Annotated in this window: 12 protein-coding genes; 7 read left to right on the plus strand and 5 right to left on the minus strand. The window is 51.6% G+C overall.

Going from position 1 to position 14,803, the window contains the following annotated elements; translation table 11 throughout:
* The first annotated feature begins 139 nt into the window (after window positions 1-139).
* Together ACUN2T_RS07025 and ACUN2T_RS07030 are read left to right on the plus strand one after the other, a co-directional pair.
* Window positions 140-718 carry a hypothetical protein gene (locus ACUN2T_RS07025; protein ID WP_445496869.1) on the plus strand — a complete coding sequence of 193 codons (579 nt, stop codon included), beginning with the start codon at window positions 140-142 and terminating at the stop codon, window positions 716-718.
* Between the two features lie 129 nt (window positions 719-847).
* The gene (locus ACUN2T_RS07030; RefSeq protein WP_445496871.1) at window positions 848-2,491 is read left to right on the plus strand and encodes a hypothetical protein; all 1,644 of its coding nucleotides are present in this window, start codon (window positions 848-850) and stop codon (window positions 2,489-2,491) included.
* A gap of 864 nt (window positions 2,492-3,355) precedes the next feature.
* Here ACUN2T_RS07030 and xerC read toward each other — a convergent pair.
* Together xerC and ACUN2T_RS07040 are read right to left on the minus strand one after the other, a co-directional pair.
* Window positions 3,356-4,390: a site-specific tyrosine recombinase XerC gene (xerC, locus tag ACUN2T_RS07035; RefSeq protein ID WP_445497820.1), complete on the minus strand. Its 1,035-nt coding sequence runs from the start codon at window positions 4,388-4,390 to the stop codon at window positions 3,356-3,358.
* Between the two features lie 715 nt (window positions 4,391-5,105).
* Window positions 5,106-7,970 carry a CHC2 zinc finger domain-containing protein gene (locus ACUN2T_RS07040; protein ID WP_445495251.1) on the minus strand — a complete coding sequence of 955 codons (2,865 nt, stop codon included), beginning with the start codon at window positions 7,968-7,970 and terminating at the stop codon, window positions 5,106-5,108.
* Window positions 7,971-8,083: 113 nt separating this feature from the next.
* Here ACUN2T_RS07040 and ACUN2T_RS07045 point away from each other — a divergent pair, with 113 nt between their 5' ends.
* From ACUN2T_RS07045 to ACUN2T_RS07055, 3 genes are all read left to right on the plus strand, one after another.
* On the plus strand, window positions 8,084-8,476 hold the full coding sequence (locus ACUN2T_RS07045; RefSeq protein WP_271867415.1) for a helix-turn-helix domain-containing protein: 393 nt from the start codon (window positions 8,084-8,086) through the stop codon (window positions 8,474-8,476).
* A gap of 77 nt (window positions 8,477-8,553) precedes the next feature.
* Entirely contained in the window at window positions 8,554-8,874 is a 321-nt protein-coding gene (locus ACUN2T_RS07050) for a SymE family type I addiction module toxin (protein ID WP_445495252.1), read from the plus strand.
* 14 nt (window positions 8,875-8,888) lie between these two features.
* Window positions 8,889-9,080, plus strand: coding sequence for a DUF7706 family protein (locus tag ACUN2T_RS07055; protein ID WP_445495253.1), 192 nt, complete (start codon window positions 8,889-8,891; stop codon window positions 9,078-9,080).
* 58 nt (window positions 9,081-9,138) lie between these two features.
* Here ACUN2T_RS07055 and ACUN2T_RS07060 read toward each other — a convergent pair whose 3' ends face one another.
* Both ACUN2T_RS07060 and ACUN2T_RS07065 read right to left on the minus strand, forming a co-directional pair.
* Window positions 9,139-9,594 carry a hypothetical protein gene (locus ACUN2T_RS07060; RefSeq protein ID WP_149617355.1) on the minus strand — a complete coding sequence of 152 codons (456 nt, stop codon included), beginning with the start codon at window positions 9,592-9,594 and terminating at the stop codon, window positions 9,139-9,141.
* The gene (locus ACUN2T_RS07065) at window positions 9,594-9,959 is read right to left on the minus strand and encodes a toxin C-terminal domain-containing protein (RefSeq protein WP_445496873.1); all 366 of its coding nucleotides are present in this window, start codon (window positions 9,957-9,959) and stop codon (window positions 9,594-9,596) included. The genes ACUN2T_RS07060 and ACUN2T_RS07065 overlap by 1 nt, the downstream gene beginning before the upstream one ends.
* On the opposite strand from ACUN2T_RS07065, the gene ACUN2T_RS07070 reads away from it, so the two are divergent.
* Window positions 9,953-12,769 (plus strand): RHS repeat-associated core domain-containing protein, encoded by a 2,817-nt coding sequence (locus ACUN2T_RS07070; RefSeq protein ID WP_445496875.1) that lies wholly within the window; start codon window positions 9,953-9,955, stop codon window positions 12,767-12,769. The two genes, ACUN2T_RS07065 and ACUN2T_RS07070, sit on opposite strands and share 7 nt — an antisense overlap.
* 38 nt (window positions 12,770-12,807) lie before the next feature.
* Here ACUN2T_RS07070 and ACUN2T_RS07075 read toward each other — a convergent pair whose 3' ends face one another.
* The gene (locus ACUN2T_RS07075) at window positions 12,808-14,118 is read right to left on the minus strand and encodes an IS4 family transposase (RefSeq protein WP_445493835.1); all 1,311 of its coding nucleotides are present in this window, start codon (window positions 14,116-14,118) and stop codon (window positions 12,808-12,810) included.
* 418 nt (window positions 14,119-14,536) lie between these two features.
* On the opposite strand from ACUN2T_RS07075, the gene ACUN2T_RS07080 reads away from it, so the two are divergent.
* Window positions 14,537-14,797 carry a type II toxin-antitoxin system Phd/YefM family antitoxin gene (locus tag ACUN2T_RS07080; RefSeq protein WP_023043807.1) on the plus strand — a complete coding sequence of 87 codons (261 nt, stop codon included), beginning with the start codon at window positions 14,537-14,539 and terminating at the stop codon, window positions 14,795-14,797.
* The last annotated feature ends 6 nt before the right edge of the window (window positions 14,798-14,803 follow it).

Raw genomic sequence — 14,803 nt, forward strand, 5'->3', positions numbered from 1 at the left:
TGTCCGCGAATCCGAGGAAGAAGGTAACAGCCTTCTTGAATATCTTATGAAAAATGTGCAAACTCAGGCGCATAATTTTACCAGCGCTGCCCAGGCGGGTGTTGACCCCCGCACTGGTATTTTCAGCTTTGGCCTCCCGATGGCCACGCTGTCAGGACACCAAAATCAGGGACCGTTCCTTGCTCTGCGGTTAAATTACTCCCCCTTGCAGCCTCAGGACGCCTTCGGGCTTGGCCGGGGCATGTCATTTGGTTTGACCATCTATGACGCTTCCACCAACCCTGGGTACCTGCAGCTGGCATCTGGGGAACAATATCGTGTCAACCACAATGTAGCCGGGACGCATTTGACACTGCGTCAGTGCAGACGCCCGCCAACACTGACGATTGAAATGCAGACTTCCGGAGAGAACTCGCGATGCGTGGTACGTCATAACACGGGTATGGTGGAGATCCTGAAAAAATATGCTCAGGAAATGTGGCTGCCGGTTCAGATAATGTCACCAATCGGCCGAAGTCTGCATCTGGAATGGAATGACAGACATCGACAGGGGGTTTATCTTCTGACTCGTATCACTGGCGAGGCAGGTAACGTATTGTGTAAGTTTGACTATAACTCTTATCTTTCCATCACAATTTGGCCGGATACCCTCGAAACCGTGACCTTTAATCTGTTGAAGGCCAACGGTTACCTGCGCAAGATCAAAAATGTCAGTTAGCCGGCCACACCGCTCACTTGGTCGCTGGACTATGACCCGTCTATAATATTTCCCGGCGATGTCAATCCGCTTTCGTATCTTGTGACACCGGCTGGGTTGACCCAAAAGGTGGACTATGCAGCCAGACAGATGCTTTACAACACCAGTCACGGTCAGGGCGGGCTGCCGGCGGTAACCCGGAGTTTACTTTTACCTGGACTGAAGCAGCCCTTGCTACAGATAACCTACCGTTACGGCAGTAACAACTATTTAGGACATGGGGCACAGTTTCAGGATTTTAATGAAAACGATGAAAACCTTTTTTCTGTGCCAGGTAGTCATTATACCTACTGGACCGAAGAGCGAGTACACCATCCTGATGGTGGCGAGCAGGTTACCCGGCGTACCTATAACAAATTCCATTTGCTGACGGAGGAACGATTTACCCAAGGGGATTGCACACATACCAAAACCACCCGCTATTATGCTGATGAAAATAAGCCGTTTTCGCAACAGCTATCGACTTATCAGTTTCCGAAACAAAACCTGTCGCATTGGCAAAAAGGAAGCACTACCTCTCCGATGTTATCGACATCAATGAAATACGATGAGCAGGGCCATCAGACATGCCAAGTCGCAGCGGATGGCACCATTGTGAAAATGCAATGGTACCCGGCTATCGGTGAACCCGGCAGGTGTCCGGCTAACCCTAGTGGTTTTTCGTGCTTTATCAAGAGTCGTACAGTATACCCGCCTCAGACATTCAAAGACGAACCGATTACCCGGGTTGAATACACTTATATCGATATCGCCGAAAAGGCGAAACATCGTCGTCAGGCGGTTATCATGCCACTGACGGAAACGCATTTTCTGTATTCACGGGAAAGTGAAGCACATCTGGTGCGGCAGAACGTTACTTATGCTTACTATTGTGACGATGTGTCGGCCAGCGACTTTGGGCGTCTCAAACGAAAGACTACCACTTTCCGTAATGACAACTCGCCGGCACATCCTTATGTGCAGCACACGGACTATGCCTTTGTTTTCAAAAACCATCGGTTAACTCGCACGGTGACACTGAGCACCCAAGCCAATGCTGCCGACCCAGATTATGGCAAGATGATACGGATTACGTCGGATACCGTATCCACGCTCAGCGGCCTCATGCAAACCCAAACGGACAGTGCGGGAAGTACCCTCCAAAACCATTTTAATGCACTGGGACATCAAACCGGCATGGTACTGCACCCGGATGAGACCGAGTATCGTCAGGAGACACGGATTGACTGGCAACCGGCCAGTGCCTCGTCGCCTGCCCAAGTCACGAAAACTGACCCTTTGGGTAATCGGATACGGATATCTCATGATGCGCTGGAGCAGGTTCTGGCGTCTGAAATTCAGGACAGTGACGGCCCGGCATCAGCCCGTGACGTGTGGCATATGATGTTGCAGCATACTCGAGATTCATGGGGAAGGGTCACAGAAAGCGTGCAGACAGATTATCTCCGGGCTCCTGGAACCGATATTGTCGCTCCTGCTCCTCTGGGGGAGCGAATTGAGATCCGAACAGCCCTGACTTATGATCATTGGGGGCAAGTCAGCACAATTACCGGCAGTGACGGGATTGTGCACCATAGTCTGGCGGACCCGATAGCCTGTACTGTGACGCACTGGACCACTGACCGAACCGGCAAGGACACGGCCCATATTGTCACCCACCACGCCAAACACACACATCTTAGGGACTATCCCGACGCCATCATACGGCTGAGCGGACCTTTCCCCCTGATTTAGCCGCCTTTTTCTTCGCCGGCTTTTCCCACCCTGTTAAAGAACATATCAACTCGCCCCGACGGGCACTTTCCCGATGTTAGCGCATTTTTCCCCCAACGTCAGTGCCGGGTTTCGGCCCGCTTTGCCTGCCAGAACCGGGTTTTATCGGGAACCCGTGGCGGCGGGGCAGCTTGTCTGCGCCGCTGACGCGGGTTGGCCGGGTGCGGGCTGGCGAAGCCCGCTTATCGACGGGGTTCAGCGGGGAGCCCCCGCCCGCGGGGGCGGACGGGGCGGAGATGGCGAGTACGGGAACGAGCAAGGAACCTGCGACTGCGAACCGGACGCAGCCAGTGCAGCGGGGTTGGGTGGGGGCAATAAACCGCGGCCAGCTTGCTGGCCTGCCTTCAGGGCCGTTGACCCTGACGGCCTGACCGGCAACGGCTTAAGGCAGATGTTAACACCGGAGCCGCCAGGGAGGGCGGCGACTGCGGCGGTGGGATTTTGCACTGCGGCTGACAGCGGAAGGCGTCCGCCTTGCGCGCCTCTGCGACTGAGAGGCCCCACCCGGCGGCCAGCCGCGCACCGGGGCTGAGGTAACCGCGCAGCGCCCTTGGGTGGGCGGCGCCGACATAATGTACCATTAAGCGTTGTGGGCCGTTCAGGCCCATTTCGCTTAATGCCACATTATGTTGAATGGGGGTTGACCGGCAACCGTGTTGACAGAGAACACTTGAGTTGAGGGCCGGGCGGCCACCATTTACCGCCGGCACTCCGAAGGTGGGCAGGCAGTCTGTGCGCAGGGAGGCGCGCAGTCTGCCTTTCACTGCACCCCACGCGCTCACAGGGAACCGGCTAACATTAAGATTGTCCGGCAACACAGCGCGTTCAGACCGGCTTCGGGCTGTCCGGCTGGTCGCTATTTGCCTGCTTATCCTCTGGCAGCGTTGCCTGCTTTGACTGCCGTTCTGCCGGGTGGGTCTGCTCATGCACTTCCTTTAAGTGACCGATAGCCACCCGGGTATAGATTTGGGTGGTTTCCAGCTTCTCATGCCCCAGTATCGCCTGGATGTGCCGGGTGTCTGCGCCGTTCTCTAACATCTGCGTCGCCATTGAGTGGCGGAACAGATGACAGGCCCCCGGTTTAGCCAGTTGCGCCTGTTTACGGATGCTGTCGGCGGCTATCTGGGTTAACGTGCCTCTGGCCAGTCCCCGGCCTTTCCTGGTGATAAACAGGTGACCGCTGTCCTCCCGCCGCGTTAACTCGGGCCGGACGCTGAGCCAGCGACTTAACCAGTGCAGCGCCTGTTCGCCGATGGGCACCACCCGGTCTTTACCGCCTTTACCCTGTCTGACCAGCACCACCCCGCGCCCGAAGTCCACCTCGCTTAACAGCAGGTTGGCTACTTCCATCCGCCGGATACCGGTACTCCACAGTACTTCAAGGATAGCCCGGTTTCTCAGCCCGGTTGGGGTGTTGATATCCGTTGCGGCTAAGACCGTGTGGGTTTCGTCTTCATTCATCACCTGCGCCGGCAGCCGTTTTTCTTCTCTTGGCAATACCATGTTATCCGTCGGGTTATACAGGATATGGTGACGTTGCAACAGCCAGCGGAACCACTGACGTAAGACACTCAGGCGGTCCCGCTGACTGCCCGGGCTGTAGGGTTGACCGTTCGCTTTACGGGAGCTTCTCAGCCAGCGCTGGTAACTTTCCAGTAACGGCAGGCTGACCTGCGGTGCCGTCATCACGCCACGCGCTTCGCACCAGTTGATGAACGGCAACAGCCGTTCTTCATAGGACTCCTGAGTCCGTTCGCTTAAGCCCTGTCCTCGTACGGCTTCCAGCCAGGCGGCCAGATGCTGGCGTAAGGTGGCGAAGCGGGCCGGTATGGCGTCGGGTTGACCGTGGGTCTCCGTCACCGAGGGACGTTTTTTTCTGTCTGGCGAGGCCAGTGTTGCCGCCGGGCTGGTCGGGATAGCGTGCTGTTGCTGCAACCAGTCGAACCACAGGCGTAAGGCGCGCAGGCGTCGGCGCTGACTGTCCGGCGGGTAGGGCTGACCGTTGGCTTTGCGGTACCGGGTCAGATGCTGCTGCCAGTTTTCCAGTAACGGTTCGGTGACCTGAGCCGCGGATATTACGCCCTGTTCCTCACACCAGTTGACGAACGGTGACAGCCGTTCATGACGGGCGGACTGGCTCTTTTGACTCGCCCCCTGCAACAGCAGGTTATCCAGATACGCGTCCAGATGCTGGCGCAGGGTCAGCGGGCGGGAGTTGGATTGATGTTTAGCGGGTGATGACATGATGGGATTTCCTGTAGGGAACAGCGGTTAATGGTTATCGGTGTGTGATGCATCACGACGGTACGATGGCTTGATTGTTAAGTGGCCGGAACAGTCCTTTTCTGTCTGCCCAGACTTGCGAGTCATTCAGCCCTGTGCTACTGCGGCTTGCCGCCGGTTTTGGCGAACCAGACTTGACCCCGACTTGGGGCAGACTTGACCCTGACTTGCCTTCATTTGAGCCAGACTTGCACCCGTCATATTCACACTTTCCTTTCTGGCTTTCAGGTTCGTTGATGAAGGGGCAGTACGGTACGACGGCCTGATTTTTAGGGGGCCGGAACAGTCCTTTTCAGGCTGTCCCGACTTGCGAACCGTTCAGCCCTTTGTCACTGCGGCTTGCCGCCGGTTTTGGCGACCCAGACTTGGCCCTGACTTGGGGCAGACTTGACCCCGACTTGCCTTCATCCGGGCCAGACTTGCACGAGTCATATACACTATTGGCAGCCTGATTTTCCGGTTCAATCAGACCGCACAGGTGAGCCTCCTCCGCTTTATCGCCATTCCAGAGCAGTTCATATTGCAACAGATGGCCGCGACTGCCGCCGTGTGTCAGCAGGTATTCCATGTCACTCAGGCGCTGACAGTGGAGCTTAAGCTGGCTGTCACTCCAGTGGGTATAACTGCGGATATCCCGGCGGGTAAAGCGGATATCTTTCACCGGGCGTTGTTGCGCTGCCGCTGTGTCTTTCACCATTTGCTGTATCAGCAGCAACAGTTTTCGGGTCTGGGGCGGCATCTCATCCAGCGTGCGGCCTAATATCTCATGGGCCAGCCGGTTTGCTAAGCTAATATCGTCTTTGGTCACCTCGATATATTCAAGCCGTTTGCCCCGGTGTTCCGCGGTCTTCACCTCGCGCTGGTGCTGATGCAGCAGGGCGATACTTTGTATCAGGGTGAGATATTTCATGTGGTCGCGCCGGGTGCGGGTTTTATCGCTCATGAACGTTAACTGTGAGGCATAAGGGTTAACCACATTGAGCGGGCGCAACAGCCGCTGGGCGTTTTGATGCAGTTCGGTGATATACGCCTTTTCATTCTCGGCCAGTAAGCCTTCGAGGGTTTGCTTATGGCGCTGCAAGGCGTGGATAGCTTCGGTCTGTTCCCGCGATTCGTTCACGGTCAGCACCAGACAGCGGTTTAACAGCTCTTCATCGACATCTATCGCGGTGGTGGTGAGCATCAGCATCACCGGTCCTTTCACCGTGTACTGTTTGGTGACCAGATTCCCGCTGGCATCGTCTTTACCGGTGCTGGCAATGGTCAGTTCGCCGTCGCTTTGCAACAGCTTAAGCGCATAGGCGGCCTGCCTGACGCCTTCCTCTTCGGCAATGGCTAAGATTTTATGCTGGAGATTGGTTTCCCCCAGATAGAACAGACTCTGGCCGGTCATGGCGCTGTATTGCAGCCGTTCCTCTTCCGGTATCAGATTGAGGACCGCATCCATCAGTGAGCTTTTCCCGGCGGCACTGCTGCTTTGTATCAGCACGGCCAGCGGACGGTCCAGCTTGCGACTGACGGCGGCTAAGTAACCGGCCAGCAGGTTAGTGGATTCGCCCACCACGCCACAGGCGGCTAAGTCAGTGATGATGCGCTCACTCAGTTTCGGCTCTTGCAGCAACGCCAGCGCCGCAGCCCGCTGGTCCCCGCTCAGTTCGGGAACCGGTGGGGTTTCGGTTTGTTCACCAACACCGGCCTGTTGACACTGCTCCAGCACCAGTAACAGCTGCCCCAGTGAACGCCGTAAGTCGCCTTCGGCCAGCCCCAGTTCGGTGGCGGCCAGTCGCGCATACCCGCCCCGGCTGCGGGCGTTCATCATGTCCACGCTGTCCGCGAACATCACGCCGCTGTCGGTATCAACGACCTGAACATTGACTTTCATCACCGCCGAACCTGGTTTCACCTGAGTCAGCCCGCGCACCTGCCAGCACAGCGCACCCAGTGTAACCCGCACTGCTCCGTGGGCGCCTTTTTCCCACACCACACCGGGCATAGCCGGCTGTGCCGCGGTTAAGGCCGGCGGAGAGGTCGGTTCTGCCGCCGACTCAGTGGCTGTGTCCGGCGCCTGCATCGGCACCGCCCCGTCAAGTAACAGCCCGAAGGCCCGTTCCGGCTCGGCCACCTGACACAGATAGCCGTTGGCATCCATGCCCTCGGGGAACACCACCCGGAAAGTGACCACGCCATCAGAGGCTAATGAAGAAGCCAGTTTCACCGCCGCCTCATTCCCGGCGGCGTCATTATCGAAGGCAATCAACACCTGTTTAACGCCATGCTGCCGGAACGCCTGTCGTATCGCATCGGTGAAGCCATGCACCCCATAGGCGGCGGTGACGTGGCGATAACCGGCCACCCAGAATGACAGGGCGTCGATGAGCGATTCGCACAGGATGACCACGCCTGAACTGACCAGTGCCGCTTCATTCCACACACCGGCATGGGGGCCGGGCAGATACAGATGCATCGGCGTGCCGGCGCGCAGCCGGTCGGTGATTTTTCGCCCGTACAGCTCATGCACCTGCCCTTGTTTGTCGATGACCGGTATCACCAGCGAGCCGGCAAAGTGTTCATGCCCGGACTCACGCATGATGCCAATCGCCTGTAACCGGGCCCGGATATCAGCGCCGGCTTTGAGTTTCCCGGGGGGCAAACGATAGGCCAGCGTCCGGTTGGCAAAGCCCGGTTTAAACTGGGCGACTAATTCCGGATGGTTGAGCCGGCGTTTTTCCAGATAGGCCAGCGCTTCGGGGGCGTTCAACAGCGTATGATGGTAGAACTCGGTTACCCGATGCAGCAACGCCTGCCGACCGGCTTCGTCTTCGGTCAGCATGGCCGGTTCATCCGGTTGCACCAATGGCACCACCGACGGGTTATCCCCCAGTTCCCCGCGTAACCGTTCCACCGCCCGGCGCAGACTTAAGCCCTCGGTTTTCATCACCCAGTCGAGCACTGAGCCGCCGGCATCACAGCCGAAGCAGTGATAGAGGTTCTTTTTAGGACTGAGCACCATTGACGGGGTTTTCTCCTGATGGAACGGGCACAGCAGTACGTAATCTTTACCGTGTTTAACCAGCTTTCGCCCCTGTTGCTCAACGACGGCCACTAAGGAGACGGCGGCTTTCAGGTGCTGTAATTCGGTTTCGGGAATGCGGGCCATAAATTTGTTCCTTCAAAAACATGTCAAGACGCAAAGAGTAAAAATAACTCTGTTGCAGAGTACTCCAATATGGAGTATTGTCAACTGCAATATTAAAAACAGGGAGTATCCTCATGGCAACATTAACGCAACGACAGATACAGGCCATGAATACGAAGGATGAACAGTTCTTTAAAGAGTTAGGCGCCCGGATTGCGCTGGCGCGTAAAGAGCAACAACTGACACAGCAGCAACTGGCGGAGCAACTGGGGATTGCACAGCAGACGATGGCGCATTATGAGGGTGGCCGATTAAAAGTATCCGCCGCGCTTTTACCGCTATTAGCTCAGATACTTAATCTTTCACTGGATGAGCTTCTGGGTTTACCGGTCGTCAGAAGGACGGGCAAACGGGGGCCAAATTCACGACTGGAACAACAAATTGAGATTATCAGTCAGTTGCCGAAAGCCAGACAGAAGTTTGTTTCGGAGATGCTGGATACGGTAATTGGTAACAACAGAGATTAAACAGAAAGATAGCGCGACTGAGACAGGTTGGCCCCTGTAACAGCCGCTCACCACAGCAACTAATAGGAGTAGTGACTATGGCTAAGGCGCATTCTAAAGCAGAAGCGGCGGTAAATAAAGCCGCGAAAACAGAACGTTATTACACGGTGGGCTATGTGCCGAACGGGAACAGGGTTAGCAACGCCACCCCGGCGATACATCTTAAGGGGCAGTGGCTGAGACAGGCGGGATTTAATACTGGCGGCCAGATTACGGTGAAGGTGATGGACGGCTGTCTGGTGCTCATTCCTGACAGTGAAGCCACGCAACAGCAGCATCAGCAATACCGGCGGCAGCAGAGCCAGCTCAATGAGATTAAGCAGCAGATGCAGGCGTTGATAACCGGTTTTGCGGGTTAAAGGGAGAGCATGAGATGACGATTGAACATTTACAGGACATTCAGTTAACCCACATTGAAGCACTGGCCTTAGCACAACTGGTTAAGCGGCTGTGCTGGGCGGAGATACGGGCCTGTGCCGTGAATGACGAGGAAGCGTATCAGATTAAAGATGCTGTCGGTAAGCTCCAGTCGGCGCTGGCTTACCGTGGCTATTCGCCCCGGTAAATCATGAATAAGGCCGGAAGATCGCAGGGATCTTCCGGTTTATATATTCTTTTAGGTATTATTTATCTAAATATGGGGATTTATATTTTTGTACTGTAAGTTCAGTAGCTATCTTAGCAATACATTCATGTGGATCTATTTTTGATACGAAATACATATAAAAATCATATCCAAAATGAAATTCACATTTATCTGATATAAGCTTGCACCAAATGTCTTCTCTCAATATTGATTTAATTACATCACCTAATTGGTTGATATATATAGATTGCCCCTCGGAATAAGAAATTTCGTCAGCGAAAATATCTAAGCCATTGATTATAATGCAATTAATTCTCAGGCAATTGCATAGATTAATAACATAATCTACGTATTGATTCTCAATCCTTTCATATTCACTTTTTTCTACTTTTTGACCAATGTCAAAAAAGCTAGTCCATTCATCAGGACGAGAAAAAACATCACCATTTTCATTGATGTTAGTATATTTTATTATTCTGTATGAATATTCCATTAATCACCTATTCTATTGAGGTCAGCATCATAAGTTCCCGATCTTGTTCGTCTACTGCCTAGATTTTTCACGTTATCAGCAGCTTTCCAAACACCACCATTATGTTGATCAACATCTGGCGTAATATATTTTACTCTGCTAGGTGCTTTTTTATTCGTATAAACCGGTTGTCCATGAGAACGCTCATTAACTTTTGTATATCCAAGTTCTTTAGCTTTATCTGAATGGCTACATCTCATTAATCCAAGCGGATCAATCCAACTCATCGGATTAGGGGCATAAGTGTATAAGTTCAGACCCCCTGCTAATCCTATCGGATCAGGTAGTGAAAATGGAAGTGTTTGCGTCTGCAGACGCTTTGGCACATAACACTCCCTATAGTGTTAGTCACCAAGAATGGGATGGGGCCGGACGTTTGCGTACCGTCACTGATGCACTAGGAAGTGTCACCCGGTATGAATACGATGTGTTTGGGCGACTGTTGCGTACGGTCTTGGCGGACAAAACCCAGATTATCCGGCGGTATGCCCGCTTCAGTAGCGCCAACCTGCCCGTTGCAGTGGCCGTGATGGCACCAGGTGAGACAGTAGAGACGGTGCTGGGTGAACAACGATTCGATGCACTGGGGCGTCCAGTCAGTATGACTGTCGGGGGACGAACTACCACGTATACTCATGAGCTTAATCCGAAAGCTCGCCCCAACAAAAACAGCATCACTGAACCGGATGGATCGATACAGGATTACCTGAATGAGCCACGCCTGGGAGGGGCGCTGATGGCGGTCATGGCGACGCAGCCAGACGGTAAAAAAGTGCATAAAACGTACCGTTACACGCCAGGAACCGGTCATCTGCTTGATGCGACAGAAGGAAATTCAGTAGTGACAGCATTGTACGCGCCGTCAGGGCATACGGCAGGGGAGATCACGAGTGTGCACGGTGGCAAGGCGCTGTCCTCGCACCGTCTATATTCTCTGGCGGGACGACTGCAGCAGGAGCGCCGTGGTGACGGCAGTTGCTGGACTTACAGCTATGCCACTTCCGGAAACCAGGTCGGCCTGTTGACCCAGATGACGGACGGCAAGACGGTGAAAGTAGTGTTTGGCTATGATAGCCTGAACCGCGTTGCCCAAACGGTGACAACGGCCCTGCAGTCCCGGCATGTACTAAAAACCGACATCGAGCGCGATGCCTTCGGGCGGGAGGTGAAGCGTATTTTTAACAGCAATGCCCAAGACACCCGTATATTGCTACAGGAATACGATGTGGCCGGTCGCGTGGTCAGACGCACCCTACACAAGGGAGACCATCAGGGGGAGGTGCTAACAGATGAACAATTCACGTATGACCTACGCAGTCGCCTGAGTGACTACCGGGTCAGTGGCAGTCTGCTACCCAAGGATGCGTATGGTAACGCGATAGTACGACAAACCTTCATGGCAGACGCACTGGACAATATCACAACATGTGTTACGACGTTGCAGACGGGGGAGTGCAATACCGCTACCCATCACTATAAAAATGCAAAAGACCCCTGCCAACTAAGCTATGTAACAAATACACTGACTTCTAGGGGGTATCCATCGAAGATCCCACTACTGTACGACGGTGCAGGACGCTTAGTCAGGGATGAGGTGGGCCGGACATTACGTTACGATGCGCTTGGACGCCTAAGTCGGGTGGAAGGTGCAAAGCACGGCAGCGGTGACTACGGCTACGATGCCTTTGATCGCCTAGCCTGGCAACAGGGGGACGACACACGGCGCCTGCACCGGTTGTACTATGACAACAGCACGCTGACCAGTGAATGGGTCGCTGTGCCAGGACAAAACCAACAGGTGGACACTGTTATCCGGTATCTGGGCACAGTGGCCCAGATCACACTGGAGTCGCACGGGGAAGAGACGCTGCTACTGGGAACCGACCAGAAACAAAGCGTGATGGCGGTCTGTCGCGAGACTCTAGCCGACCAGACATATACCCCGTACGGGCTGAATACGCCCCTCGACAGCACTAAACCCCGCGCGGTCAAGGGATACAATGGAGAGCGGTGTGATCCGATAACCGGCACCACGCACCTGGGGAATGGCTATCGAGCCTATAATCCGGTACTGATGCGCTTTCACTGCCCGGACAGCTGGAGCCCGTTTGGCAAGGGCGGTTTTAATCCGTATGCCTACTGCGGAGGCGACCCAGTCAATCACGCGGACCCGAGCGGTCATGTCAACTGGTGGAGCGTGGGGTTCGGGGTTTTTGGGATAGTCGCTGCAGGGATAACGGCCGTGCTTTTGGCACCGGTGACCGGGGGAGCATCACTGGCCTTGCTGGCTGTTGTTACGGCATCGGCGGTGGCTTCTGGTGCACTGGACATTGCCAGTGGGGTGCTGGAAGACAGCCATCCCGAACTGAGTCGTAAGCTGGGGACGGCGGCATTGGTTGTGGGTATTCCGGCGCTGATAGACGGCGTGGCACGATTACCGGGTCTAGTGCGGTCGGGATACAATCTGGTACGTCAGGCACCGAAGTTATTACGTGAGGCGAATGAGCTGTATAATGCAGGCGTGAGGAGCCTACTGGCAGCGCGACATGCCGTGTTGAGGGGGCGTACAATAGGACAGGAAATGGGGCAAAGTATTAAGCTTGGATCTAATATACGGAATTTTAAACTGATTTCAGAACACAATAATTCTGGTGCATTAATCTTTGAAGATACATACCGTCATGAGAACAGATTAAATATTATTGCTCATGGTACAGTAAACGGTAATAGTTCCGGTCTTATAATTGAAGGTGAATATGTTTCAGCTCAAGATTTTTTTGAACAGGCATTAAATGAATATAATATGAATAACTATCAATATATTAGAACTCTCGCTTGTTATTCAGCAGAAGGAGGGAATAATTCTTTTGCTGGGCAATTGGCAAATATTACGGGTAAAAGTGTTAAAGGATTTGTTGGTGTCGTGGAAGTAAGCCATAATCCAGAAAAATTCACAGAAAATCTTAAGTTACTAAGCTCAAAAAAATTACCATCGTATATGGCGTATGAAGTTGCAGAAAATAGCGAATTCAGGTTTATGAGTAGTAGGGAAAATGCGAGACGATTTAATTATCCTGTTGGTTATAGAAATCCCATTTATATATTCGGTTATAAAATTAGAAATCCTCTATGGTAATCTGTATTAGGGGTTCTACGCCGGACAATGGCATTCGGTTAACCTCTTGCTGGGGCATTAAAAGAGTTCCATCGGGTTCTGGGGCGCATAGATTTTCGTGGATAGTGCCTCCCAGGCCTCACCCGTTGAGTCATTCCGGCAAGTCCCTCTGAAAGAGCACAATAAAATGATTTTAAATGTTTTTTTATCCCCTGCATCAGCAAAGACAAGTGTTTTACAACGAGAAACAAACAGTTTTTGAAATTCAATTTCTGTTTATTTTCTCTGCTATCAATGCAGTCGCTATCGTTACCTCTGTGATTAATATCATTTTCCGATATCCTTGCCAGGTTCAGTAATAATATATGCGCTTGGATTTCTTGTCTGACACCTTTCTCACTCTGTGAATGGAAATCCTCAATGCAAAGGATTGACTTTGACAATTTATATAACTCTTCTATATTCCATCGATGATGATATAAATCATGAAAGGCTTCGGCTTCATAATATCCTTGTTCAACAAGAGTAGTGGCAAGAATATATTCACCATTTCGGTCAGTATGCTTTATTAGTCTTAATGTTAAGCATGGGAATTCTGAAAGAAGCTTTCTCTTTCTAAGATCTGACTTTACTGCTTCCGATGGCGTATAACTAACAATAAGATCATCTGAATTACTGTCAGAAAAATCTCTAATAGCCTTATTCCTGTTTCCCTCCTGTACTCTGAATACTGCATTCAGATTGTTTTGCATTACTTGATATAACAAGTAATAGCTAAAGTATCCCCGATCGAAGATCACGATAGCATTGCTATCTAAACACTGGAGATGCTTTTCGACACAAGCCCTCTCATTATTATGGTTAACAAAATCAACGTCATATATGATCGAATTCAATACATCATAGAGACAACTCATCATTGCATAGGGATAATGTCGTGATGTGTTTTTGGGTGTTTTATATCCATTTTCCAGCAACCCTCTGGGAATGTTTAATTTTGAGCCATCTATAGCAAACAGTCGATGTCCTTTCCATGTTTCGGGATGGGTATTATCTTCCCATACAGAAACGATATTTTTGTTTATGGTTTTTATTGCATCATCAGGTAATTTCATTCTGGCTTCGCACATTGATGAAGCCGAGACGGGCTTATGCTGAGGTAACGGTATTTTTTCACGAATGCACTCAGCCCATATTTCATTAATAATATAAGAGTATCCGTGGTTATTTTTCCCTGATATGATTTTCATGAGAAATAGAACAATCAATTTTGTGTCTATTGACCTTTTTCTTTTTCGCCAGGATTTGTCAATTTTTGAGCATGAATCAAAAAAAGTTTTGTTCAGAAAATGATATATATCCATCAGCATACTCTCCGGGGAAACTTAGATTTTTATAGCATAGTTGTTATCTTAACCGAATGCCATTGCTACGCCGGAACCCCAGATTTTTCCGTTATCCCAGTTTCACGGGTCCTGTGGAAGAACCCCCAGATCTGTAAACTTTGTGAGAGCTACGAGTTATCAACGTGCTTAAATGTGTTCAAAACACGGTAGATGGTTGCTTCGCCTAGCCTTTGACCTGTTGAGCTGACCCGCGCATAACCAATTTTTGCCATAACCTATCATTATCCTTTAGACCATTTGATTGAGTACTTATGATAGGACTTTTAAGAGCTATTTCCAGCGACTATTAAAAAGTATACTTTTTAATAGCTTTAAATTTGATCGAGTCGTTCGATTCGTTTATATTGTTTGAATCATGCTATGATTCAATGAGAGGACTATTATGGATGCTCTTTCTGCCAATGAAGCCAAAACCCAGTTTGGCGACATGCTACTCAAAGCACAACGTGCCCCAATCCAAATCAATAAAAACGGAAAACCCGTTGCGGTGGTTATCTCAATGGATGAATACGAAAGTATTGAAACACTCCGGTTAAAATTATTGCAGTCAAGAGCTGAACAGGCCAGAGTTGATATTGAATCCGGTAACACCCTCGATGGCGAAGCTTTTTTTAATGAACTGATATCAGGTCAGTACGATTAGAATTTC

It is taken from the genome of Photorhabdus machadonis (genome assembly GCF_052657765.1).